Below are 21,022 nucleotides of genomic sequence, written 5' to 3' on the forward strand. Positions count from 1 at the left end.
TTAGATCGCCTTGCCGAACACCTTGTCCAGATGTGCCTCATAAGCCGCCAGTGCCGCCGGTACATCCGGGCGTTTCATCACATCCACTGCCAGGAAGGTCGGCAGGCCGGTCATGCCAAGGAACTGGTTGGCCTTGTGGAACGGGAAGTACACGGCATCCACACCCTTGCCTTCGAAGAAGTCGGCAGGGTCATCGAATGCCTGCTGCGGCGCGTTCCAGGTCAGCGACAGCATGTACTGCTTGCCATGCACCAAACCACCGCTGCCGTACTTTTGCGAGTGGTCCGAACGGGTGCGGCCATCGTTGGCGTAAAGGCTGCCATGGCCAGCGGTGAAGACTTCATCGATGTACTTCTTCACGGTCCAGGGCGCGCCCATCCACCAGCCCGGCATTTGATAGATGATGACATCGGCCCAGAGGAACTTCTCCACTTCAGCCTGCACGTCGTAGCCGCCGTCGATGAACGTCTCCTGCACATCGAAACCGGCGCGGTCCAGGTGAGCGATGGCCGCTTCGTGCAAGGTCGCGTTGAGGCGACCATCGGAGTGAGCGAACTGTTTACCACCATTGAGCAGAAGGATCTTTTTCATGCTGGCCTCCCCGGCCGGGTCAGAATTCATGCCGGCAGGTTAGAGACTCATGAGGGTGGGATACAGCGGTAACGGGGCAAAATACAATTGACCAGAAGTCACGAATGCGCACCATATTATTGCCGTAGAATCGGTTCACCTTCCCATCACCGAGTAGCGCCCCATGAGCGAGCAGTTCGCCTTCATCCTCAAAGCCAAGACCCGCCCGGAAATGGCTGACGCCTTCGAAAACCTGTTCCGCCCTTACGTCGAGCCAAGCCGCCAGGAGCCGGGCTGCATCGAGTACCACATGCTGCGTGACCAGCAGGACCCGAGCCTGTTCGTGTTCTTCGAAGTGTGGGCCGACCAGGCCGCGCTGGATGTGCATTCGGCCCTGCCGCACATGGCCGCGTTCTTCGAAAAGCGCATGGATTACCTGGAGCGCGATTTCGATATCCAGCGGGTCGACATGCTCAGCGCCTCAAGCGCTAGCCGTTGATCAGCAAATGGCCGCCCAGTGCGGCCAGGCCGATGAAAAAGCAACGTTTGAACACCAGCGCGCTGATGCGCTGACGCAACCACTGGCCGACCAGCATGCCGAGCAGGGCTGGCGCCAGCATCAGCAGCGAAGCTCCCAACGCCTGGCCACCGAGGGCATCCTGCCCGGCCAGGCCAACGGCCAGGGCCAGGGTCGAAACCGTGAACGACAGGCCCAAGGCCTGGATCATCTGCTCGCGGCCCAGGCCCAGGCTCTGCAGGTAGGGCACAGCCGGTATCACGAACACCCCGGTTGCCGCCGTGACCACACCCGTCACCAGCCCACAAACCGGCCCCAGCCAGCGCTCGTGCGCCGCCGCCACGTGCAAACCTGGGCCAATCAGCCCGTACACCGCATACACCAGCAAGGCCGCACCCAGTGCGTGGACGGCCCATGGGCCGCTGTTGATGCCCAACCAGGCGCTGCCCAGCAAGGTGCCAATGAAGATAAATGCCAGCATCGGGCCTAGCCGCACCAGCAAGGCCTGAAGGTGCCCGCCACTTGCCAATTGCCAAAGGTTGGTGAGGGTCGAAGGCACGATCAGCATTGCAGCAGCCTGCGCCGGTGGCATAGCCAGGCCCAGCAGACCCATTGCGATGGTGGGTAGCCCCAGGCCGATCACGCCCTTCACTGCGCCGGCCAGCAGGAAGGTCAGCACCACCAGCAGCGAGAGCGCTGGGCCAATGTTCTGGTAGAAAGCAAGCAAGGTAGTCATGGGCCGATAATGGCCCGTAGCGGGCAGGGTGAAAATCTGCCATACCATTAGCCAGACTCTTGCAAAGACAGAGGCACATGCATTTCGACCTGATCGACCTCAAGCTGTTCCAGCACACCCTGGAGTGCGGCAACATCACCGCCGGTGCCAGCCGTAGCCATCTGTCGCTGCCTGCAGCCAGTGCGCGCATCCGCGCCATGGAGGCATCGCTGGGTATCCCGTTGCTCGAACGCAACCGCCGTGGCGTGCAGCCGACCCCAGCCGGCCAGGCGCTATTGCAGCATGCCAGGCTGATTGCACAGCAGGTGGAACGCCTGCAATTCGACCTGGGCCAGTACGCTCAGGGCCAGCAGGGTCAAGTGCGCCTGCTGTGCAACACCGCTGCGCTCACGGAGTACCTGCCTGAGTTGCTGGCCCATTACCTGGCTGAAAACCCTGGGGTCAGCGTTGATGTGCAGGAGCTGCCAAGCCTGCGCATCGTGCAGGCGATTACCCAGGGCATGGCGGACTTGGGCATCGTTTCTACTGCTGCGCCCAGCGAGCACCTGCAAACCCGGCCATTTCGTGACGACCCCCTGGTGCTGGTAACGCCGCAAAACCATCCGCTAGCCAACGAGACTGCCCCCTGCTTCATCGACAGCCTGGTGTATGGCTATGTCGGGCTTGGAGCAGGTAGTGCATTGGCGTTGTACCTGGAAGAACAGGCGCTGCGCGAGGGGCGGCGCATGCAGGTGCGAGTGCGGGCCGAAGGGTTTGATGGCGTGATCCGCATGGTTGCAGGCGGGGCTGGGGTCGGAGTGGTGCCACTGGCAGCGGTGAAACGCTGGCAAGGGATGCTGCCACTGCACTGGGCGGCCTTGGCAGAGCCCTGGGCGAACCGCCGGTTGCTGGTGTGTACACGGGACTTTGCGGCGTTGCCAGGGTATGCGTCGGGCTTGGTGGATCGGTTGGTGGAAGCCTGAGATTGTGACGGTGCCTGTGATGCCGCATTCGCGGGTGAACCCGCTCCCACAGGGAAGTCTCCACCTTCCGAGTTGACGCTATACCTGTGGGAGCGGGTTTACCCGCGAAGAAGGCTCACACACAATGGCGCCATGACGCCCCACTAAAAAGGACTTTCCAGTGGCATCGATCTACCAGCTCAAACCACGCTTCCAGGCCCTGCTGCGCCCAACCGTCCAGCGCCTGCATGACCGGGGCGTCACCGCCAACCAGGTCACCGTCACCGCCGCCGTGGTATCGATCCTGCTGGGCCTGCTGCTGGCCGCCCTGCCCCATGCCACTTGGCTGTTCATCCTGGTGCCAGTGTGGATGCTGCTGCGCATGGCGCTGAATGCCGTCGACGGCATGCTGGCCCGGGAGTTCGGCCAGCAATCCACACTCGGCGCCTACCTCAACGAACTCTGCGACGTGATCGCCGACGCCGCCCTGTACCTGCCCTTCGCCCTGCTGGCTGGCGTGTCACCTACGCTGGTGGTGCTGGTGGTGCTGTGCGCCACCTTCAGCGAGTACGCCGGGGTCATGGGCCCGCTGGCCGGCGCATCGCGGCGTTATGACGGCCCCATGGGCAAAAGCGACCGCGCCTTTGCCTTCGGCGTGCTGGGCACCGGCGTCGCCTTTGGCCTGCTGAACGGCAGCTGGATCAATGGTTTGCTGCTGGTCATCCTCGTGCTCTCGCTCTATACCCTCTACAACCGGGTTCGCCAGGGGCTGGCCGAAACCCGCAGAGCCTAAAATCGTCGCAAAAGGACGTTGACCATGCGCCAAGCGCAAGCGCTGCACTTCTCCACCCATGACGGTGTCGAGCTGCACTACCGTCATTGGCCTGCCACCCGCAACGAACACCAGCCACGCCGGGCGGTGGTGATGTTCCACCGAGGCCATGAACACGGCGGGCGTATGGCCCACCTGGCCGATGAACTGGACATGCCGGGCTACGACTTCTTCGCCTGGGATGCACGCGGCCACGGCCAGTCGCCAGGTGCGCGCGGCGACAGCCCAGGGTTCGCCACCAGCGTGCGCGACGTGCAAACCTTCATCGAACATATCCAGGCCCACCACGGTATCGCCGAGCAGGACGTGGTGGTGCTGGCGCAAAGCGTCGGCGCCGTGCTGATTGCCACCTGGGCCCACGACTACGCGCCCAAGGTGCGCTGCCTGGTGCTGGCCTCGCCGGCATTCAAGGTCAAGCTGTACGTGCCGTTCGCCCGCCCCGGCCTGAAACTGCTCAAGGCCTTGCGCGGCAACTTCTTCGTCAACAGCTACGTCAAGCCGCGCCTGCTTACCCATGACCCAGAGCGGGTGATGTCGTACGTGGCCGACCCGCTGATCAGCCGGCCGATTTCAGTGACCATGCTGCTAGGCCTGTACGAAGCCGCCGACCGGGTAGTGGCAGACGCCCAGGCCATTCAGGTACCGACCCAATTGCTGGTCTCGGGGGCCGACTTCGTGGTCGAGCGCCAGCCACAGGAGCGCTTTTTCGAACGGCTGGGCAGTGCCCGCAAGGAAATGCACATACTGCCCGGGTTCTTCCACGACACCTTGGGTGAACGTGATCGGGCCCATGCGCTGAGGCGTATCGAACGGTTTGTCGAACACTGCTTCACCCACCCCGCCGCACAGCCGTCATTGCTGGATGCCGACAAGACCGGCGCCAGCTGCGCCGAGGCCGAGAGCCTGGCCGCACCCTTGCCACGCAATTCGCCCCGCGACCTTTACTGGCGCGCCACCCGCGCGGGCCTGCAGCTGGGCAAGGGGCTGTCCGAAGGCGTGAAGCTGGGCTTCGACACCGGCTTCGACTCGGGCAGCACCCTCGACTACGTGTACCGCAACCAGCCGACCGGCAAGGGCAAACTGGGCCGCCTGATCGACCAGAACTACCTCGACGCCATCGGCTGGCGTGGCATTCGCCAGCGCAAGCTGCACGTCGAAGAATTGCTGCGCCTGGCCATCGCCCGCCTGCGTGAACAACAACGGCCCGTGCACGTTGTCGATATTGCCGCCGGCCATGGCCGCTACATCCTCGAAGCCCTGCAAGACCTTGAGCAGCTGCCGGATTCGATCCTGCTGCGCGACTACAGCGAACTGAATGTTCAGCAAGGCAGCGCGCTGATCAGCGAAAAGGGCCTGGCCGACATTGCCCGCTTCGTCCAGGGCGATGCTTTCGATCGCCAGAGCCTGGCCACACTTGAACAACCCCCAACGCTGGCCGTGGTTTCAGGGCTGTACGAACTCTTCCCCAGTAACCAACTGGTGGGCAACTCGTTGGCGGGGCTGGCCGACGCCGTAGAGGATGGCGGCTACCTGGTCTACACCGGCCAGCCGTGGCACCCGCAACTGGAGATGATTGCCCGCGCCCTCACCAGCCATCGGGGTGGCGAGGCCTGGGTGATGCGCCGCCGCAGCCAGGCCGAGATGGACCAGCTGGTCGAGGCAGCGGGCTTCCGCAAGCTGGCCCAACGTATCGATGAATGGGGCATTTTCAGCGTCAGCCTGGCACAGCGGGTACGCTGAGTGAGCCCGCCACGCGAGCCTGGGCTGATTCGCCGGGGCGTGTTCTGGCTTCTGCTGCTGGGGCCGTTGTTTTTCCTCAGCTATGGGCTGGCGAACCATTACACGGCCGGGCGCAGTGATGTCGGCAGCCTGGTGTTCGGCTGGGAGCACGGCATGCCGCTGTGGCCCTGGACGATCATCCCGTACTGGTCGATCGACCTGCTCTACGGGCTGTCCTTCCTGCTGCCACGCACACGCCAGGAAATGGACCGCCACGCGCTGGCGCTGCTTACCGCACAGGTGATCAGCGTCAGTTGCTTCTTGCTGTGGCCGCTGCGTTTCACCTTCGAGCGACCGGACCTGGACGGGCTGTTCGGCTGGCTGTTCGATGTGTTGATGGGCTTCGACAAACCCTTCAACCAGGCGCCTTCGCTGCACATCGCTTTGCTGGTGGTCATCTGGACGATGTTTGCCCGGCATGTGCAACGCCAGCCCTGGCGTTGGCTGATGCATGGCTGGATGGCGCTGATCGGAGTGTCGGTGCTGACCACCTGGCAGCATCATTTCATCGATGTACCCACGGGGGCGCTGGCCGGGTTTGCCTGCCTGTGGCTGTGGCCATGTCAGGGGCGCCTGCCTTTTCAAGCGGCCCACCTTGCACGGGATGCCAAGCGTTGGAAGGTCGCCGGTTGTTATGCCGTGGGCGCGCTGCTGTGTGCACTTCCAGCTGTTGCGCTGGGCGGTATCTGGCTGTGGTTAGTTTGGCCGGCCGTGTCGCTGGGGCTAGTGGCACTGAACTATGCCGTGTTCGGGGCGGGTGGTTTTCAGAAGGGTGTCGACGGGCGCTTGTCGAATGCGAGCCGGTGGCTGCTTGCGCCCTATCTGGCAGGTGCGTGGCTCAATTCGCGGCTGTGGACGAAGGGCCACCCGCAAGCGGATGAGGTATGCGATGGCGTGTACCTTGGGCGGATTCCAGGACGTGGCGAGGGGGGGCAATTTGCTGCGATTGTCGATTTGTGTGCGGAGCTGCCGTACACCGTATTGGCAACGCAGGATTACCAGCATTTCCCCACCCTTGACCTGATAGCACCCGACAGCATCCTGCTACAGCAGGCCGCTAACGCCATCGAACACTGCCATGCCAAAGGCCCCGTGCTGGTCTGCTGCGCTTTGGGTTATTCACGCAGCGCCAGCGCCGTGGCGGCCTGGCTGATGGTGACCGGCCGCTGCGATGACGCCCAGCAGGCAGAATCCCTTATCCGTAAAGCACGCCCCGGCATCGTCCTGCGCAACACGCATCGCCAGGCTCTCCAGCAACTGGGAGCACAGCCATGAACCTGCGTGTAGTGGCCAGCCTGCTGGGCCGAGGCAAACAGCTGGAGCGCCTGTCCGACGGCCTCACCCTGCTGGCCCTGGCCTATGGCCTCACCCCCTTGCTGGGTCTCCCTCTGGCACCGCTGGCCAGCGTGCTGTGCAGCGTGCTGCTGGCGCTCGGCATGCTGCACAAGTACTGGGCCATCCGCGTGGCGCTAGATGCCGAACTGTTTGCCCACCTCGCCAATAGCGAAGACCTGGTGGCAGACACCCAGGCCCTGGACCATGCCCTGTTCGAACTGAAACTCAAACCACAGGCCACCGACGGTCGCGCCTGGCCTGCCCGCAGCCAGGCCGCACTAGGCCTGTTGCGCCGTCAGGCCGTATGCCTGGGCCTGCAGCTCTCGCTAGCCTTGGCTACCCTGCTGACACTGCCTTTGAAGGGATAACGAACGCCCCATGCTCGCCAACCTGACCGCCTATGTCATCACCTCCGCCGCCCGCCTGATCACAGGCGCCCGCGCCCTTTGGCTGGGTTGCACGCCGCTGCCGGTACAGCGCCTGTACTTCGCCAACCACAGCAGCCACGGTGACTTCGTACTGCTGTGGGCCTCACTGCCGCAACCTCTGCGCAAGCGCACCCGCCCGGTCGCTGGCGCGGACTACTGGGCCAAACCGGGCATTCGCGACTTTCTCATTCGCAAGGTGTTCAACGGCGTGCTGATAGATCGACAACGCAGTGAAGGCCAGGGCAGCCCGCTGCAACCGATCCTCGAAGCCGTGGCCCAGGGCGACTCGCTGATCTTCTTCCCGGAAGGTACGCGCAACCTGGGTGACGAGCCGCTGATGCCGTTCAGAAGCGGCTTGTACCACCTGGCGGCAGCCAACCCCGACGTCGAGCTGGTACCGGTCTGGATCGCCAACCTCAACCGCGTGATGCCCAAGGGCCGTGCCCTTCCGTTGCCCCTACTTTGCACACTGAGCTTTGGCGAACCGTTGCACCTGCACGCTGATGAAAGCAAGCAGGCCTTTCTCGAGCGGGCCAGCCAGGCCCTGCTGACCCTGGCCCCGAAGGATGCCTGACATGGACGACAACACCCTTTCCCTGTTCGCCGGCATCGGCGCCCTGCTGCTGCTCGCCAGCGTGATCGGCCGCCTGCTCAAGTGGCGCGCAGGCCCAGCGCCACACGCGGTAATCGACAACCTCAACGCCCGCATCAACGCTTGGTGGGTGATGGTGCTGGTCATCGGCATCGCTTTCCTGTTCGGCAAGTACGGTGTGATCGTGCTGTTCTACGGCGTGTCGTTCTACGCCCTGCGCGAATTCATGACCCTTACCCCGACCCGGCGCAGCGACTACCCGGCGCTGGTGGCGGCGTTCTATGTGGCGCTGCCGGTGCAGTACGTGCTCATCGCCATGGACTGGTACGGCCTGTTCAGCATCTTCATCCCGGTGTACCTGTTCCTGCTGCTGCCAATCCTGGCCAGCTTCGGCGGCGATACCACACGCTTCCTTGAACGTGCGTCAAAGGTACAGTGGGGGTTGATGATCGCGGTGTACTGCGTGTCATCGGTGCCGGCCTTGATGACACTGGACATCCCGGGTTACGAGGGCCGCAACCTGTTGCTGATCGCCTGGCTGATCCTGGTGGTGCAGATCAGCGACGTGCTGCAGTACGTATGCGGCAAGCTGTTCGGCAAACACAAGGTGGCACCCAACCTGTCGCCGTCCAAAACCGTCGAAGGCCTGGCCGGCGGCGTGGCACTGGCCACCCTGATCGGCGCCCTGCTGTGCTGGATCACCCCGTTCACCTTCTGGCAGGCCGCACTGATGGCCCTGACCGTGAACACCATGGGCTTCTTCGGCGGGCTGGTGATGTCGGCGATCAAGCGCGACAGAGGGGTGAAGGACTGGGGACACATGATCGAGGGCCATGGCGGCATGCTCGACCGTATGGACTCGGTGTGCTTTGCGGCGCCGGTGTTCTTCCACTTTGTGCGGTATTGGTGGGCGTAACGCATGCGTGCACAACGATGATCAGTGTGAAAGCGCCAACTCTCGCAAAGCAGCCGTGGCCAGAAAACCGGAGCGGGATGCATAACGGTGGTCACGCTTCACTTTTTCATCGATCCGCTGAAGCAGGTTTTCTGGCAGCGTTGCATTGAAGCGAACCGCCTTACCCAGGTAGGGGGTGACATCAAAATCCACCACGGCCCAGACCCCGCCTTCAAAATCAGGATTCGCCACATGGACATCGATTTCCTGTGCTTGCGGCAACGCCTCGTTATCGGCTACCAACCCTTCGAAATGCAGCGCCAACGCCTCCAGCACGTTCTCCAACGCCAGTGCGACAGTGGCACCGGCGGAGAAACAACCGGGAACATCGGGAACGGTCACGCCGTAATCCGAACCGGCGTCTTTGTGCAATACGACCGGAAATTTCATTGATTACCTCCGTTGTCACTCGTGAACCAAAACGAAGCACACTACACACTATCCACACCTGTCCAGACTAGCGGACGATTTGGACCGCTATGTAAGGGAGTACCTGCCGAAATGTAGGAAAAATGCCCCCTCACCCGAAAACCGATACCCCCCTGGGGTATCCACGATCATGACAACAGGCTACTTGAGGTAAGACCGCAACAACGCCGCCACCTTGTCCGCCTCATCCTGCCGCTCCTCGGCGCTCAGCCCGTCCGCCACCAGATGTTCGCGGATATGCCCTTCCATCACTTCGGCCATCAACCCGTTCACCGCGCCGCGCACGGCGGCGATCTGCTGCAGGATCGCCAGGCAGTCCTTGTCCTGCTCCAGCGCCGTCTCAAGCGCAGCGGCCTGGCCCTTGATCTTGCGCACCCGGGTCAGCAGTTGCTTCTTGCTCTTCAGGGTATGTGCCATTGGATTCCACACCATGCTAGGTATACTGGGGTATAGTATATTTCTCGATCTTCCGGGAGCATGATAAACCATGGCGACACAAACCTCAGACCGTTGGCAGCACAGCCATCAGTTCCATACCAGCAACCTGGGCGCCGAGCGCAAGACCCGCCTGGCGGTGTGGCTGACCGCCGTGATGATGGTGGCGGAGATTGCCGGTGGCTGGTTCTTCAACTCCATGGCACTGCTGGCCGACGGCTGGCACATGAGCTCCCACGCGCTGGCCCTTGGCCTGTCGCTGCTGGCCTACGCCGCCGCACGGCGCTATGCCGCTGATCGACGCTTTGCCTTCGGTACCTGGAAAATCGAGATTCTCGGTGGCTATTCCAGCGCGCTACTGTTGCTGGGCGTGGCCGGGCTGATGGTGTTCCAGTCGGTGGAGCGGCTGCTGACACCGGGGCCGATCCATTATGACGAGGCCATCTTCATCGCCGTGATAGGCCTTGCCGTCAACCTGATTTGTGCCTGGCTACTGCGCGATGACCATCACCATCATGATCATCATGGCCACGACCATCACCATGATCACGGCCATCACCACCACGACCTGAACCTGCGCTCGGCCTACCTGCACGTGATGGCAGATGCCGCCACTTCGGTACTGGCCATCGTTGCCTTGCTGGCCGGCAAGTTCTGGGGCGCCAGCTGGCTCGACCCGGTCATGGGCCTGGTGGGTGCGCTGCTGGTGGCGTTGTGGGCCCGCGGCCTGCTGCGCGATACCGGCCGGGTGCTGCTGGACGCGGAGATGGACGCGCCGGTGGTGGCAGAAATCCGCGAAGTGGTGGCACAACTGCCGGTGCCGGCCAGCATCACCGACCTGCATGTATGGCGGGTGGGCAAGGACCAGTACGCCTGCATTCTTGGCTTGGCTACCTCAAGTGCCCTCAGCGCCGACAGCGTGCGCCAGGCCTTGGGTGTGCATGAAGAACTGGCGCACGTCACCGTCGAGGTAAACCGCCTGGCATAGCGCGACCAGACAGCTGGACGTCGAGCCCAGGCAACTGCGGCTCGGCCGATAGCCCTATGGTGACGAGTCATTCAGCCAGTCACCAGGAGTTGTGCCATGTCCGATTTCATCACCGTCCTGCGCGAAACCTGCCCGACGCCGGTCGTGGACGCCACCAAGTGGAAGCGCATCGGCGGCGATCCGCACACCGTCAACCTCAATGCCTACCTGTCGGCCGACGGCAGCAAGATCATGGGCACATGGATCTGCACCCCGGGCAAGTTCGAGGTCAACTACGAGAAGTGGGAGTTCTGCCACTTCCTCGATGGCTACTGCATCATCACCCCGGAAGGCGAAGAGCCGAAGCACCTGAAAGCCGGTGACGTGTTCGTCATCGAACCGGGGATGAAAGGCACCTGGGAAGTGGTCGAGACTGTACGCAAGTATTTCGTCTTCGCCTGACAAAAAAATCGCGGGGCAGGCACCCTTCCCTCTGGTGCGCAGTTACAGAGGGAAGGCCACCTGGCCCGCGAAGAAGTCCACCTCGCTCGTCAATCCTTCTTGCGATACCCCTCGACGATGGCCGAGAAGTCCTTGCCCCCTTCGCCGCGCAGGCTCATGGCCTGATACAGCTGCTGGGCCACGGCCCCGAGGATCACCGGCTGGTGTGCCTGGCGTGCCGCTTCGGTGGCCAGCCCCAGGTCCTTGAGCATCAGTTCGGCGCCAAAGCCACCGGTATAGCCACGCGATGCCGGCGCCGTTTCGATGATGCCCGGCCACGGGTTGTAAGTATCCGAACTCCAGCAACGCCCGGTCGAGCTGTTGATGATGCCGGCCAGCACCTTGGTGTCGATGCCCAGTGCGTTACCCAGGGCCATGGCCTCGGACACACCGATCATGGAGATGCCCAACAGCAGGTTGTTGCAGATCTTGGCGATCTGCCCGGTGCCGACTTCACCGCAGTGCACGATGTTACGGCCCATCTGCTCCAGCACCGGCTTGAGGCTGGCGAACAGCTCGGCGCTGGCACCGACCATGAAGGTCAGGGTGCCCGCTGCCGCGCCGCCGGTGCCACCGGACACTGGCGCGTCGCCCATGTCCACACCCTTGGCCGCTGCGGCCTTGGACACATCGCGTGCGGTCTGCGGGTCGATGGTGCTGCAGTCCACGGTTGGTGTGCCGGGGCGAATGCCGGCCAGCACGCCGTCGTCGTTCAGGTATACGCTGCGCACATGGGCCGCCGCGGGCAGCATGGTGATGACCAGCTCGCTGTTGGCCGCCGCGTCCTTGGGCGACGGGCTGATCTGCCCGCCCAGTTCTGCCAGCTCGGCCAGCACGGTTTTGTTCAGGTCAAACAGGTTCAGCTGATGCCCGGCCTTGATCAGGTTACGGGCCATGGGCGCGCCCATGTTGCCGAGGCCAATGAATGCAATACGCATGACGTCTCCTTAGCGCAGGCTGATGGTGGTGTTCACACCGTCATTGACACTGTCGTCATCGAACCAGCGGGCGGTGACGGTCTTGGTCTGAGTGTAGAACTGCACCACCTGCTTGCCGTACGGGCCGAGGTCACCGAGCTTGGAGCCACGCGAACCGGTGAAGCTGAAGAACGGTACCGGTACCGGGATCGGGATGTTGATGCCGACCTGGCCGATGTCGATTTCGCTCTGGAACTTGCGCGCTGCCGCGCCGCTTTGGGTGAACAGGCCGGTGCCGTTGCCGAACGGGTTGGCGTTGACCAGGGCGATGGCTTCGTCGAGGGTATCGACCTCCAGGGTCACCAGCACCGGGCCGAAGATTTCCTGGGTGTACACCTGCATGTCGGTCTTCACGCCCGAGAACAGGGTTGGGCCGACGAAGTTGCCTTGCTCGTAGCCAGGCACCTTGACGTCACGGCCGTCGAGCTCCAGCTTGGCGCCTTCCTTGATGCCACTTTCGATCAGGCCCAGCACACGCTCCTTGGCGCGCTTGGACACTACCGGGCCGACATCGGTGCCAGGCTCACAGCCGGCATTGACCTTGAGCTTGCTGGCCGCTTCCTTGATATCCGGCAGCCATTCGCGAGCCTTGCCCACCAGCACTGCCACCGAGGTGGCCATGCAACGCTGGCCCGCCGCGCCGAAAGCAGCACCGACCAGGGCGTTGATGGTTTGCGTGCGGTTGGCATCGGGCAGCACAACGGCGTGGTTCTTGGCGCCCATCATCGACTGCACGCGCTTGCCGTGCTGGCTACCCAGGTTGTACACGTGGGTGCCGACTTCGGTAGAGCCAACGAAGGAAATGGCTTTGATGTCTTGATGGGTGCAAATGGCATCCACCACTTGCTTGCCACCGTGCACCACGTTAAGCACACCCGCCGGTACGCCGGCTTCCAGCGCCAGCTCGACCAGCAGCATGGTCGAGAGAGGGTCCTGTTCGGACGGCTTGAGCACGAACGTGTTGCCGCAGACGATGGCCATGGGGAACATCCACAGCGGGATCATCGCCGGGAAGTTGAACGGGGTGATGCCGGCGCATACACCAATCGGCTGGCGCAGGGTGTAGGTATCGACACCGCCTGCGACGTTCTCGGCGAATTCGCCCATCTGCAGGGTGCCAATGGACGCCGCGTGCTCGACCACTTCCAGGCCGCGGAAGATATCGCCTTCGGCATCAGCCAGGGTTTTGCCCTGCTCGGCGCTGAGCACCTGGGCAATGCGTTTGGTGTGTTCGCGGATCAGCGCCTGCAGCTTGAGCATGATGCGCATGCGTGCGCCAATCGGGGTGTCGCGCCAGGTCTGGAAAGCGCGATGGGCAGCAGCCACGGCAGCGTCGACTTCTTCGACGGTGGCGAACGGCACGCGCGCCAGTACTTCCTGGGTGGCAGGGTTGACGATGTCGCGCCATTCGGTGGTCTTCGACTCGACCCATTGGCCGTCGATCAGCAGCTTGACCTGCTCGACCTTGGTCGGGTTCGGGGATTGCGGTGCGTTCATCTGCGTTCTCCTTGGAATTATTGTCGGGACGAGATCGCCAGCGCCAAGCAAACGCAAGGTGGCGTCCTGAGGCTTGTTTCGAGTATAGATGTGCAAACATCCAACAAGAACGCACAAAAAAACCGGATCATCATGCAAAAAGACCTCACATCCCTGAGCGCCCTCAACTGGGACGACCTGAAGTTTTTCCTTGAAGTGGCCCGCACCCGCAAGGCCAGCAGTGCCGCCAAACGGCTGAGCGTGGACTACACCACGGTGTCGCGGCGCATCAGCTCGCTGGAAGGGGCGCTGGGTACGTTGCTGTTCGAAAAATCGCGGACCAACGGCTTTGTGCTAACCGCCGAAGGTCAGCGCCTGCTGGGCTATGCCGAGTCGATCGAAAGCACGCTGCACATGGCCTGCGAGCAGGTATCCGGGTCGGGCGTGGCGCTGTCGGGGCATGTACGCATGGGTTGCACCGAGGGCTTTGGCAGCTTCTTCATTACCCCGCAGCTGAGCCACTTCGTTGATGCCTACCCGGCGATTTCGGTGGATATCCTGCCGCTGCCGCACTTCATCAGCCTGTCCAAGCGTGAGGCAGACATCGTCATTGCTCTGGAGCGGCCGGAGCATGGGCCTTATGTATGCTGCAAGCTGTGTGATTACCGCTTGCGGCTGTATGCGACGCAGGATTACCTGGACAGCCACGCGCCGATTCGTCAGGTGGCGGACTTGGCCAAACATCCCTTTATCAGTTACGTGGATGATTTGGCGTTCAGTTCGGAGCTTTTGTACCTGGCCAACCTGATTCCCGGTGCCACTGCGCACCTACGCAGCACCAGTGTGATTGCGCAGTACACTGCGGCGTTGCAGGGGCGTGGGTTGGCGATATTGCCGTGTTTCCTGGCTGCGCAGGACCCGCGCTTGGTGACAGTGTTACCGGAGGAGATCGAGGTGACGCGACAGTTCTGGATGTATTGCCGGGAGGATTTGCGCAAGTTGAAGCGGATTACCCTGCTGTGGGATTACATCCGGGGGGTGACGGAGGCGAATGCGCCGTTGTTGATGGGGGAGACCCGGGAGATGCGGTTTGCGTAGCCTAGATCGACAAGGAGTAAGGGTTGCTCATCCTACCCACCGCATGGTTGCGATGGCAACGACTTGTGACAGTGGTTGTGACAGCCCACGTCCATGGTTCCTTGCTGCCTTTCTGCACCACGCCCAATCTCTGACAGTGACCACTGGCAATCAGCCACCGTGTACACTGTCGGCCACGGATCAAGCCGCCGTTGGCTACGACAGGCATAGATGAGGTGCGATGGTGACAATGGATTTCTCGCAGCGTATGGGGTTGGCTCCCGCCTCCAAGGTTGCTCAGAGCGAAAGCATTGATACGGACCTAAAGAATGGACTCTGGAATGTCCTAACGATCAATCTTTTTTCGAAGTTCGAGCCTTATTCCAGATATGATAGCAATGCGATTCACAAATCAAATCTCGAATCTTTAATAGAGCATTTGTACGCAGACTTTTTTAAGATTCCGACAGATTCAATCCCTTATTATTGGTCGGACCTCAGGAAATACCTGCGGGAGGTTTTTTTTGAATTGCCATGGCACCGCATCTACAGCCTATTGGAGTTTTTTGTTGAGGCGCTTAATGATGGCCCCTCAAGAATTCTCACCGAGGAATTCAACAGAATACTGGAGCGAGAAAACTCCGCATATCGCTTCATAGGCGGCAAAGTCACTCCGATTACTTCTAATGAAGAAATTGAGGAAATTGAAAAAGCTCTTGCTGCATCAGATGGCTATGCAGCTGCAAGAACCCACCTACAGACTTCCCTTGGTTTGCTGACTGACAGGACAAATCCCGATTACCGGAACTCAATTAAAGAAAGCATTAGTGCCGTTGAGTCCCTTGCCAAAAAACTGGTTGGCGATGAAAAAGCCACGCTGGGTGCTGCTCTAAAGATACTGGAAGACAAGCATAACTTGCACGCAAGCATGAAATCTGCATTCATGAAGCTTTATGGCTACACAAGTGATGCCGGGGGAATAAGGCACGCACTCATTGACGGCTCTACCGCTCCGACCAAAGCAGATGCTCGGTTCATGCTCATCTGCTGCTCAGCCTTCATCAACTTCACCATTGACAGCATTGAGAACTAAGACGACCCGCAGCCCGCGAGAATTAATCACCAACGTCGCCACAGCATACAACCTGCGACGTTACCACCACATAAACATGGAGAGAACATATGTCAGACCAAGATCAACAGATTATTGGTTACTGGTATCAATGGGGTAGCACAACCACGGATGGTGAGATCACGATGCCGTCGGCAATGGTCAAGCTAACCAGCAATACTAGAGCCAAGGTCTTGAGCGAGATTGCTAGGCATTTTTCGACATTGAATAAAGTAATTACTTTCAACGATGGAGTTATTCCAGCCGGCCCTGCACGTCATTACAATCGGGCTAACGCCACCCCCCTAACAGTTCGCATTGACGGGGATACGCCGCTTAACCTATTTATTTATGAAGCCGGCGATACTATCCAGCTTATGAAAGACTCCCCTAGACATTAAGGGTGGACTGGAGGCGATGCGTGCGCATTGGTTTAACCCAGTTGACTTATTCACATATCGCCTACATAACCACGCCAAAATGCTACTTGGCTGCTTCAGCAGTAATTGCAGCTTTGTTCATGAGTAATGCTCAGTGAAATGGTTTGCAAGCAGCGTAAGCCCTTTTGCGCACAAACCATTTCCCCTCAATTTCAGAATCGGGTTTTCAGTCAAGCCGGGAATGATTTATGCGCACAATCCGACGGGAGATTGATCGAGCCTGCCTAACCTGTCCGTAGCTTGCGCATGTGGAATCACATTTGTAAAAATCGAATCCGATGGTGACTACTGGCGAGGCGTTCCAGATAGCGCCCCTACAAGTTCTGTATGGCCATGCAGCGTCCCTATTGACGACGTTTTTTGATTTGACGAGAGTTAGAAATGGATCGACCTCAGGTTCTTCGCGAATTACATACGCTTGGTGGTGGTCGAGTTATCAATGGCCTAGACGACACTGCTTTTGTACAGCCGGCGCCGCTGGATGCTGAAGAGTTCGATATCTCTATTCGTGACTTCACCACATTGTATTCCGATATAAGCGATTTAGGCCTAACAATAATCGGCTGTGACTTTTATCATGGCGGAAACGAATACAACCCGCCGGAGTGGCGTCCTAAAAATTTACGCGGTGCCCCTGCCTGGATTTGTAGCGAACAAGGACATAGATGGTTATTCTTGGCAAACTCCGCATTCAAAAGGAAGCAGGGCCTACTCTACGATATCTGCGCGAGAATTTCACACCAGATTAGGACTTGCGAATGGAGGCTTCGACAGCTATCCGAAGCTTATTTTGATCAACTTAATGGCAGGCTAAAGTCTGGTCGTTTCGAAGCAGGTCAGCGCTTCTTGGATGGACACACCTCGCTTTGCTACCTTGCCTTTCAGGCTTACCTTGTCGATGCATGTGTTTTGAGAGATTATCTGGCTGAGTTCTATACTGAAGTTATGCTCAGACCAAATGATCATAAGTTGAAAATTACAGCTATTAAGGGACTGCTAAAAATATGGAAGAGCAACCCACCAGTCGACTCTGCTGGATCTATATTTAAAGCCTCAGTGGATGGAGAGGGGTGGCTATCTGAACTCGGCGCTTACCGGAATCTCGTAGTGCATACAGCGCCTTTGGCAAGCGCGGACAGGACATTACTGAGTTTTACGAGATTCATCACCCTATCGAATGGGCAGGAGTTGCCAGCAATAAAAGTTCCCATTCCGCAAAACCCCAGTGAAATTATAGGAAGCCGATCAAGTGAGCATTATTTCAAAGACTCTGAATTAGGCTTTGCCCGCAACCGAAACTTCATTGACGACCATACTAACACTCTTGACGCGCTGGAATATGCCCATACTACTTTGCAAAAATTAGCGGGACTGTGCGAATCTATTATCTTGACTGCTCCTTTTGAGCCAGAAATCCCCCTTATCACTCCCAGTAATTTCAAGATCAACCGAGGAGATAATTTCAAGTCCACATAGCGCGCACGAAACCTTTTAAATCGAGGATAAAAGTTAAAAATGGCCGCAGTTCGGCCCTAGCCCTTTCAACTCAATCTTCTGGACATCCCTAGTTCCATATCATCAATCAACGCTTTTGCCATCTCACTGAGAATGCGCGCAGCACTGCCTGCTATCCGGTCATTCTCCATTTCTGCTTCAGTCGTGAGGTGACGAATACAGCCAAGCAACACAGATAACTGAGTGAAGGCATGATTGAAGGGAACGTTTGGCTGCAAGCGGAACAGGTCGAAAGTTTCTATGCCCGCGGTCGAAGATTTCCTTGGATCATCGCTCATGTTCTTCCTCCTTGATGCGGGTGCTAGTGTGGTCCGTCAGGGCATGGATAGCTCGACACAGCAGACGAATGTTCATGCCCATAGCGTCTTGCATCAGGCCAGGACCGCTAGCGACCAATACGGTAGTCGTGTGATTCACCGTCAGAATCAGGGCGCGGAGTAGCTGATCACATTCTTCGATGCTAGGAGGATCTAGAAATAAGAGATTGGGCGGATCGAGTTGCAGAAGATCTGAGGCGGGTGGATCGGGTACGAGCTTTTTCATGATGGCGCTCCCTTGAACGAACCAGGAACTGCCGCCCTCTTCGTCTCAAGGATTTGGGTGGCAGTCGTGCGCGGTTTGAGACCCGGGACACATGAATACCGGCCAGGCCGAAGCCTGCCCGCGCACGACAGCCATGAAGCGGTGCCAACACATGTAGTCCGGGGGTCTCAAGCCCGATCGCCTGGAAAGGCGACCCAAGGACGTTATCTCAGGGGGGCTTCCCCGCCTATGTGGCGGCTTCTGACAAGCGTGTAGGATAATTCGCTAGGTGAGGTGAACTGAAGCATTTGGTTTTAGGTTCAGAAATGTCTTACAGGCGGATGGCCTTGGCGAGGGCTGCGCCCTCGATCGCAGGCAAGCCAGCTCCTACACTGACCGCGCCGCATTGAAGCCATGTGCAGTACTTGTGGGAGCGGGTTCACCCGCGAAGCAGGCAACTCGGTGCATGGCACCGGCTTCGCCGGTGTTCGCGGGTGAACCCGCTCCCACAGGAGATGTGTGCTGGCCTGTGAGACAGGGTCAGTAAGACGCGACCACGATAGACACCCGCCGGTTCTCGGTACGCCCGGCGCTGGTGCGGTTGTCTGCCACTGGCTGGGTGCTGCCCAGGCCACGGCGCTGAATGTTCTGGGCCTGCATGCCCACCCCGACCAGCGCTTTGGCCACGCTTTGGGCACGGCGCTCGGACAGTTGCTGGTTATACGCCGCCTTGCCCGACGAGTCGGCATGCCCGTCCACCCGCACGCCCTGGATGCCAACGCCCAGCAGCGCCTTGCCGATGCGCTCGACAATCGCCTGGCTCTGGCCGTTTAGGCTGTCCAGGTCGCTGCCGAACAGCACTTTGCCGGACAGGTCGTAGGCCCAGCCTTCATCGGTGGGGGTAAAGCCTTCGCGCTTGAGTACGGCTATCTGTTCAGGGGTAAGGCCCTTGGGTGGTGCGCTCTGGCAACCTGTCAGCGCCAGCACGGCGAGCAACAAGGCCCAAAGGGGAAAACGTATAGCGTGCATCACGGGTTCAACTCCTGTTCTTGATTTCACTGGCGGACCGTTCCGTCTGCGCCACTTGCCAATGGCCACGGCGTTTACGCTTGGCCTCGTACATCGCCGCATCGGCGGCATTGAGAAGACTGGCGGGGTCAGCGCCGTCGTCCGGGTAATAGGCAATACCGACACTCAGTGAGGTGGCAATGCTGCGGCCGCTGTCCAGCTGCACCGGCAACTTCATGCTGGCCACGATCTTCTCGGCAATCTGCTCGGCGTCCTTGCGCGACTGCAAAGGTGTCAGCAGCACGGCGAACTCGTCACCGCCCAAGCGTGCCACCAGGTCATGCTCGCGCAGCTGGGCGCGCACGCGGTCGGCCACGCTGATCAGCACTTCATCGCCCACGGCATGGCCAAGGGTGTCGTTGATCTGCTTGAAGTGGTCGCTGTCGAGGAACAAAAGCGCCAAGTGGTCCCTCTGCCGCGCGGCATTGCGCACGCTGCGGTTCAGGCGCCCCTCGAAGAAGGCGCGGTTAGGCAGGCCGGTCAGGCTGTCGTGGCTAGCCTGGTGGGCCAAGGTCTGGTTTTCGTTCTGCAGGTGGCTGTGCCACACCTCCAGTTCGTCCAGCAGGGCATTGAAGTCGTTGCCCAGCTCGTTGAGCTCGGCAATCGGCGCCTCCGGCACGCGCCGGTCGAAGCTGCGCTCGCGGCGGGCGGCGTGGGCGACACTGGCCAGGCCGCGCAGCGGGCGGGTGATATTGCTGAGCAGGCGCCGCGACAGATACTGGGCAGCCAAAGCGCTGAGTATCGTGCAGAACAGAATTCCGGCCAGACCGCTGAGCAGGAACAGCAGCAGGCTACGGCCCTGGCCGACCAGTTCGGTGTGCCCGACTTTTTGCTGCTGGTGCAGGATCGGCAAGTTGACCGGCTCATCCAGCAAGGCCGTGGCCACCTGCACTTCGAGCTTGCCGAGCATGCCCGTATCACCGCGTTGCCAGTGCGCCAGCAGTTCGCCTTCGTTGTTGAAGACCTTGGCTTCGGCCACCTCCTCGTTACTGGCGATCAGCGCCAGTGATTCGTTGGCCGCTGCACTGTCATCGAACACCACCGCCGCCTCTACGGTGTAGTTGATCGAGCGGGCGATCAGGTGCAGGTTGTGATTGGCATAGACGCGCAGGGCGAGCACACCCAGCAGCGTAAGCGAAATACCGGCCAGGCCTACCGCGAGCAAGGCAACGCTGAGGTGGCCACGGCCCAGCACCGAACGCAGGGTCGGGCGCACACCCTGCTTGCGGGTCGGCTTCATGGCTGCACCGCCCGGCGCCGCGACAGTTGCAGCACGCTGGGGTGAATGCGCACGCCGGAACGCGCCACCGAATCCAGGTTGACTTCAAAGGCCACCTGCTGGTCGCTGACCCGCAGGCAGAACAGGCTGCCGACCGTGCAGGGGTCGTTCGCTTCGCTGATGCTCAGAACCGGGTGGCCGCTGATGCGCTCGAACAGTTTGTCGCGCTGGCCCTGGTCAAGCTTGCCAATGTAGATGGCATCGCAGGCCTGGGCGACCTGGGTATCCTCTGCCAGCAGCCGCCGCACCTGCAGCGGGCGGCCGGACTCCTGTACATGGCCTTTGATCAGGTCATCGGCATACTCGGTGGGGCCAACCAGGCACAGGCGTAAGGGGGATGGTTCGACCGGCCAGCGGGCATAGCTGAAGATACCCAGTACGACCTGGGTAACGGCCTTGGCGCGTTGCTGGGCCTGGGCGGTGGTTGTGGCAGTATCTGCCCGGGCGGAGCCCATGGAAATGAACAGGGCGGCCAGCAACAGCGAAAGTGCACAGCTTGGCGCTCGCCTCCCGGCCACGTTCATGTGGGAAATCTCTTAT

25 protein-coding genes are annotated in these 21,022 nt (G+C 60.4%); 14 read left to right on the top strand and 11 right to left on the bottom strand.

The genetic code is table 11. From position 1 onward, the window contains the following. Positions 1–591, bottom strand: coding sequence for an NAD(P)H-dependent oxidoreductase (locus A0O30_RS14945; protein ID WP_060500016.1), 591 nt, complete (start codon positions 589–591; stop codon positions 1–3). 163 nt (positions 592–754) lie between these two features. Between A0O30_RS14945 and A0O30_RS14950 the strand changes: the two genes are divergently transcribed. Further along, positions 755–1,069, top strand: a complete 315-nt coding sequence (locus A0O30_RS14950; protein ID WP_016713437.1) for a putative quinol monooxygenase — start codon at positions 755–757, stop codon at positions 1,067–1,069. Here the strand turns inward: A0O30_RS14950 and A0O30_RS14955 are convergent. Then, positions 1,059–1,823, bottom strand: a complete 765-nt coding sequence (locus A0O30_RS14955; RefSeq protein ID WP_105947043.1) for a sulfite exporter TauE/SafE family protein — start codon at positions 1,821–1,823, stop codon at positions 1,059–1,061. The two genes, A0O30_RS14950 and A0O30_RS14955, sit on opposite strands and share 11 nt — an antisense overlap. Before the next feature lie 77 nt (positions 1,824–1,900). Here A0O30_RS14955 and A0O30_RS14960 point away from each other — a divergent pair, with 77 nt between their 5' ends. From A0O30_RS14960 to A0O30_RS14990, 7 genes are all read left to right on the top strand, one after another. Next, positions 1,901–2,785: a LysR substrate-binding domain-containing protein gene (locus tag A0O30_RS14960; RefSeq protein ID WP_105947022.1), complete on the top strand. Its 885-nt coding sequence runs from the start codon at positions 1,901–1,903 to the stop codon at positions 2,783–2,785. Positions 2,786–2,945: 160 nt separating this feature from the next. After that, on the top strand, positions 2,946–3,557 hold the full coding sequence (locus A0O30_RS14965; protein ID WP_105947023.1) for a CDP-alcohol phosphatidyltransferase family protein: 612 nt from the start codon (positions 2,946–2,948) through the stop codon (positions 3,555–3,557). Positions 3,558–3,581: 24 nt separating this feature from the next. Next, on the top strand, positions 3,582–5,336 hold the full coding sequence (locus tag A0O30_RS14970; RefSeq protein WP_105947024.1) for a bifunctional alpha/beta hydrolase/class I SAM-dependent methyltransferase: 1,755 nt from the start codon (positions 3,582–3,584) through the stop codon (positions 5,334–5,336). Further along, the gene (locus A0O30_RS14975) at positions 5,337–6,650 is read left to right on the top strand and encodes a phosphatase PAP2/dual specificity phosphatase family protein (protein ID WP_105947025.1); all 1,314 of its coding nucleotides are present in this window, start codon (positions 5,337–5,339) and stop codon (positions 6,648–6,650) included. Continuing rightward, positions 6,647–7,078 (top strand): hypothetical protein, encoded by a 432-nt coding sequence (locus tag A0O30_RS14980; protein ID WP_105947026.1) that lies wholly within the window; start codon positions 6,647–6,649, stop codon positions 7,076–7,078. Before A0O30_RS14975 ends, A0O30_RS14980 begins: the two co-directional genes overlap by 4 nt. 10 nt (positions 7,079–7,088) lie before the next feature. Beyond that, entirely contained in the window at positions 7,089–7,712 is a 624-nt protein-coding gene (locus A0O30_RS14985) for a lysophospholipid acyltransferase family protein (RefSeq protein WP_105947027.1), read from the top strand. A gap of 1 nt (position 7,713) precedes the next feature. After that, positions 7,714–8,646 carry a phosphatidate cytidylyltransferase gene (locus A0O30_RS14990; protein ID WP_105947028.1) on the top strand — a complete coding sequence of 311 codons (933 nt, stop codon included), beginning with the start codon at positions 7,714–7,716 and terminating at the stop codon, positions 8,644–8,646. Positions 8,647–8,667: 21 nt separating this feature from the next. Here A0O30_RS14990 and A0O30_RS14995 read toward each other — a convergent pair whose 3' ends face one another. Continuing rightward, positions 8,668–9,075 carry a type II toxin-antitoxin system HicB family antitoxin gene (locus A0O30_RS14995; RefSeq protein ID WP_105947029.1) on the bottom strand — a complete coding sequence of 136 codons (408 nt, stop codon included), beginning with the start codon at positions 9,073–9,075 and terminating at the stop codon, positions 8,668–8,670. 180 nt (positions 9,076–9,255) lie between these two features. Continuing rightward, entirely contained in the window at positions 9,256–9,531 is a 276-nt protein-coding gene (locus A0O30_RS15000; protein ID WP_060500006.1) for a metal/formaldehyde-sensitive transcriptional repressor, read from the bottom strand. Positions 9,532–9,601: 70 nt separating this feature from the next. On the opposite strand from A0O30_RS15000, the gene dmeF reads away from it, so the two are divergent. Then, entirely contained in the window at positions 9,602–10,537 is a 936-nt protein-coding gene (dmeF, locus tag A0O30_RS15005; protein ID WP_105947030.1) for a CDF family Co(II)/Ni(II) efflux transporter DmeF, read from the top strand. Between the two features lie 96 nt (positions 10,538–10,633). Further along, a complete protein-coding gene (locus A0O30_RS15010) occupies positions 10,634–10,978 on the top strand; it encodes a cupin domain-containing protein (RefSeq protein WP_003258412.1) in 345 nt (114 codons plus the stop codon). A gap of 89 nt (positions 10,979–11,067) precedes the next feature. Here A0O30_RS15010 and mmsB read toward each other — a convergent pair whose 3' ends face one another. Together mmsB and A0O30_RS15020 are read right to left on the bottom strand one after the other, a co-directional pair. After that, complete coding sequence (mmsB, locus tag A0O30_RS15015; protein ID WP_027609099.1) at positions 11,068–11,955, bottom strand: 3-hydroxyisobutyrate dehydrogenase; 888 nt, start codon at positions 11,953–11,955, stop codon at positions 11,068–11,070. Between the two features lie 9 nt (positions 11,956–11,964). After that, positions 11,965–13,491, bottom strand: a complete 1,527-nt coding sequence (locus tag A0O30_RS15020; RefSeq protein WP_016713426.1) for a CoA-acylating methylmalonate-semialdehyde dehydrogenase — start codon at positions 13,489–13,491, stop codon at positions 11,965–11,967. Between the two features lie 132 nt (positions 13,492–13,623). On the opposite strand from A0O30_RS15020, the gene A0O30_RS15025 reads away from it, so the two are divergent. The 4 genes from A0O30_RS15025 (at position 13,624) to A0O30_RS27700 (ending at position 17,574) form a co-directional block, all read left to right on the top strand. Beyond that, positions 13,624–14,568 carry a LysR family transcriptional regulator gene (locus A0O30_RS15025; RefSeq protein ID WP_105947044.1) on the top strand — a complete coding sequence of 315 codons (945 nt, stop codon included), beginning with the start codon at positions 13,624–13,626 and terminating at the stop codon, positions 14,566–14,568. A 229-nt stretch (positions 14,569–14,797) separates the two neighbouring features. Then, positions 14,798–15,640: an AbiJ-NTD4 domain-containing protein gene (locus tag A0O30_RS15030; RefSeq protein ID WP_146256313.1), complete on the top strand. Its 843-nt coding sequence runs from the start codon at positions 14,798–14,800 to the stop codon at positions 15,638–15,640. An 89-nt stretch (positions 15,641–15,729) separates the two neighbouring features. Beyond that, positions 15,730–16,059: a hypothetical protein gene (locus tag A0O30_RS15035; protein ID WP_105947032.1), complete on the top strand. Its 330-nt coding sequence runs from the start codon at positions 15,730–15,732 to the stop codon at positions 16,057–16,059. A 420-nt stretch (positions 16,060–16,479) separates the two neighbouring features. Next, positions 16,480–17,574 (top strand): hypothetical protein, encoded by a 1,095-nt coding sequence (locus A0O30_RS27700; RefSeq protein WP_146256314.1) that lies wholly within the window; start codon positions 16,480–16,482, stop codon positions 17,572–17,574. 65 nt (positions 17,575–17,639) lie between these two features. Here A0O30_RS27700 and A0O30_RS15040 read toward each other — a convergent pair whose 3' ends face one another. From A0O30_RS15040 to A0O30_RS15060, 5 genes are all read right to left on the bottom strand, one after another. Continuing rightward, on the bottom strand, positions 17,640–17,891 hold the full coding sequence (locus A0O30_RS15040; protein WP_105947033.1) for a DUF3077 domain-containing protein: 252 nt from the start codon (positions 17,889–17,891) through the stop codon (positions 17,640–17,642). Then, positions 17,881–18,156 (bottom strand): hypothetical protein, encoded by a 276-nt coding sequence (locus A0O30_RS15045; RefSeq protein ID WP_105947034.1) that lies wholly within the window; start codon positions 18,154–18,156, stop codon positions 17,881–17,883. The genes A0O30_RS15040 and A0O30_RS15045 overlap by 11 nt, the downstream gene beginning before the upstream one ends. Before the next feature lie 519 nt (positions 18,157–18,675). Beyond that, the gene (locus tag A0O30_RS15050; RefSeq protein ID WP_060500009.1) at positions 18,676–19,167 is read right to left on the bottom strand and encodes an OmpA family protein; all 492 of its coding nucleotides are present in this window, start codon (positions 19,165–19,167) and stop codon (positions 18,676–18,678) included. 4 nt (positions 19,168–19,171) lie between these two features. After that, the gene (locus A0O30_RS15055) at positions 19,172–20,443 is read right to left on the bottom strand and encodes a diguanylate cyclase domain-containing protein (RefSeq protein WP_016713423.1); all 1,272 of its coding nucleotides are present in this window, start codon (positions 20,441–20,443) and stop codon (positions 19,172–19,174) included. Next, positions 20,440–21,006: a YfiR family protein gene (locus tag A0O30_RS15060; RefSeq protein WP_105947035.1), complete on the bottom strand. Its 567-nt coding sequence runs from the start codon at positions 21,004–21,006 to the stop codon at positions 20,440–20,442. The genes A0O30_RS15055 and A0O30_RS15060 overlap by 4 nt, the downstream gene beginning before the upstream one ends. Positions 21,007–21,022: the final 16 nt, after the last annotated feature.

Origin of the sequence: Pseudomonas sp. LLC-1, assembly GCF_002992185.1 — a bacterium.
GTDB classification, from domain to species: Bacteria; Pseudomonadota; Gammaproteobacteria; order Pseudomonadales; family Pseudomonadaceae; genus Aquipseudomonas; species Aquipseudomonas monteilii.